Consider the following 2,229-nt stretch of genomic DNA (forward strand, 5'->3'; position numbering starts at 1 on the left):
ACCACCCTCATAGCCATGCCGGGCCCACGCGGCCAGGAAATGGTTCACCACCGGGTGCGCGCCACCGGCCGGGGACCAATAGATAGGACCGTTCACGAATTCGGTACGCTTACCGACCCCATCGGGACTGGTGAGCTCGTTCGTCTTGGGCCACAACAGGAATCCGTTCGGCCCACCGAGAGAGTTGTACTTGTCGCGGATCGCACCACACACCTCGTACGGCGCCGGCCAATACACCTGACAGCCCGGCGCCGCGAGCAGTGATCGTCTCCCCCGCCCAGAGGTGCCCCCGCTCGCCAACGCGGCCTCCATGGTCTCGGCCTTGTCAGCTTGTTCCTTGGTGAATCCGCCGGGAACCCCTTCACAATCCGACCGCATCTTGCCCGGAATGACAGTCGTGTTCGGGTTCTTCGTCGGCACCCACGTAGAAGGCCCGGCCTTCCCCCCACCCTGAACAGACGGTGTACACGACACCACGGTCGGCAACGCGGACGACGGTGCCACCGGAGTCGGTGACGCTGATCGCGGGGTTGTTGTCGATGTCGAGTCGGCCGAAGGCCGCTCGGACGCAGTCGTCTTCGGCGCTGAAGGCGAGACGGCAGTCGGAGGAGACGACGGGGCCGCGCTGGACGAAGGGGCTGCGGGGCTCGCTGTAGATGCCGAGGCCGATGGAGTGCTCAACGACGACGTCGTGGGTGCAGCAGACTCACTGGGCAACGGCAATTCCATTGGAGGCTCGGCTCCCGCCACCCCGCCGGTCAACGGAATGCTCACCGCGCACGACACCGCAGCGGCCAACACCAACACTCTCGATCGGGCGGTATTCCCGCGCCATGAGCGGCACGAACTCACAGACATGAACTGAAAACTCTCCATCCACACGACAAAACACCGGGAATGTTTGCTGGTTGATGACACTCCGTCAAGTGATCAATTCAGAACAAAACTGATACAGCGCAGATCGCATATGAAAGACCCCTTTCGTCGCCGTAACACACACTCGCGCTGGGTAGTTCATTTCTCGGAAATGAAAATTAACGAGACACCCTTGGCCACAGCAGGTTTCCGCAGAACAGAACTGTGAAGTTCTGCCATGTGCGCGACAACGTAGTCCTGTCGAGGTTCGCAATACACTCCGCGTCATGTGAACCGGCTACGGGTAGGTCTCCACCGCGACCAACACCTCGAAGCCCAGCGCGACGCACTCACCGCAGCCAACTGCGAACAGACCTTCAGCGACAAGGCCTCCGGCAAACTCGCCGCCAGCCCGATCAACGCTGCTCCCGCAGAAACCAGAAGTCCATCAAGATCAGGTTCATCATGTCGCGAATGACTTGATCTTGGTTCGATATGGGTTCTGTTCGGAATCTCCCACAACGGCCGACCGAACCAACCGCGGATCAGCTCGAGGTGATTGCAGTCGTTGCGGATTGTGTTGTCCACCAGCCCGGCCAACACATCGGTCTCGAATTGGATCGGACTCGACAGCGACAACACCTTCGCCTCCGCGATCCTCAGCCCTGCCTCCGGAGCACAGAGCCTGTCCAACGGTTGATGTGACTCGGTTCGCTGCTGAAAGCAGCGACAGCTCAGGGGTTTCGGGCTTGCTGGTGATGAGGTCGCTCGGATCGTGGAAGGTGTGTGGGTCGGGATTCTATTGTTGCGGCAGTGGTTATCTCGATTCGTTCATAGGGCACGCCCGGCGGGGCCGGCCCTGCGAGGGCGAGCCGTGGAGCAGACCGCGAAGGCACTCGGTGAGTCGACCCCAAGTGCCGCCGCCCTGGGTGGATCGGAGTGTGTATCCCGTCCAATCTGTCACATGTGGTCGGTATTCTCCGTTACGTAGTTGAGCCGCAAGGGTCTTGGAGGGTGCGATGGTGGAACAGCTCGATGTAGGCAATGTCAGGGAGGGCATCGGCAGGACCGTCGACAGTATCGGTAGGGCGGCGCGAACCGCTTCATCGCAGTTCACCGGGCAGGTCGGCAACGTCAAAGACGCTGCCAGAGAAAGGGTCGAGAAGCTGACCGCGAAAGGGCCGGACCCCTACGATGTGGCCGTAGCGGAATACAACAGCGTCTTCACGGCAATGGCCGACAGGGGCCTGTCTCTGTTGCGTCAGCGCGAACGTTCGGCGGACCTGATCGAACTGGTCGAGCAGTTGGTGAACAGCATCGCCAACACCCCGAAATCTTTCGATACCGACTTCGACGAGATCGAGGTACATCGGA

The 2,229-nt window shown here is 60.9% G+C and carries 3 protein-coding genes and 1 pseudogene; 3 read left to right on the forward strand and 1 reads right to left on the reverse strand.

Going from position 1 to position 2,229, the window contains the following annotated elements; translation table 11 throughout:
- Positions 1-420, reverse strand: a 420-nt coding sequence (locus ACX4ZE_RS22645) for an LGFP repeat-containing protein (RefSeq protein WP_480275486.1), incomplete at its 3' end; no start/stop codon positions are given.
- A 271-nt stretch (positions 421-691) separates the two neighbouring features.
- On the opposite strand from ACX4ZE_RS22645, the gene ACX4ZE_RS22650 reads away from it, so the two are divergent.
- From ACX4ZE_RS22650 to ACX4ZE_RS22660, 3 genes and pseudogenes are all read left to right on the forward strand, one after another.
- Positions 692-865 carry a hypothetical protein gene (locus tag ACX4ZE_RS22650; protein ID WP_480275487.1) on the forward strand — a complete coding sequence of 58 codons (174 nt, stop codon included), beginning with the start codon at positions 692-694 and terminating at the stop codon, positions 863-865.
- A gap of 558 nt (positions 866-1,423) precedes the next feature.
- Positions 1,424-1,555 carry a hypothetical protein gene (locus tag ACX4ZE_RS22655; protein ID WP_480275488.1) on the forward strand — a complete coding sequence of 44 codons (132 nt, stop codon included), beginning with the start codon at positions 1,424-1,426 and terminating at the stop codon, positions 1,553-1,555.
- A gap of 319 nt (positions 1,556-1,874) precedes the next feature.
- A pseudogene (locus ACX4ZE_RS22660) lies at positions 1,875-2,229 on the forward strand (hypothetical protein); the annotation flags it as partial.

The organism is Nocardia sp. TBRC8007, assembly GCF_056629435.1.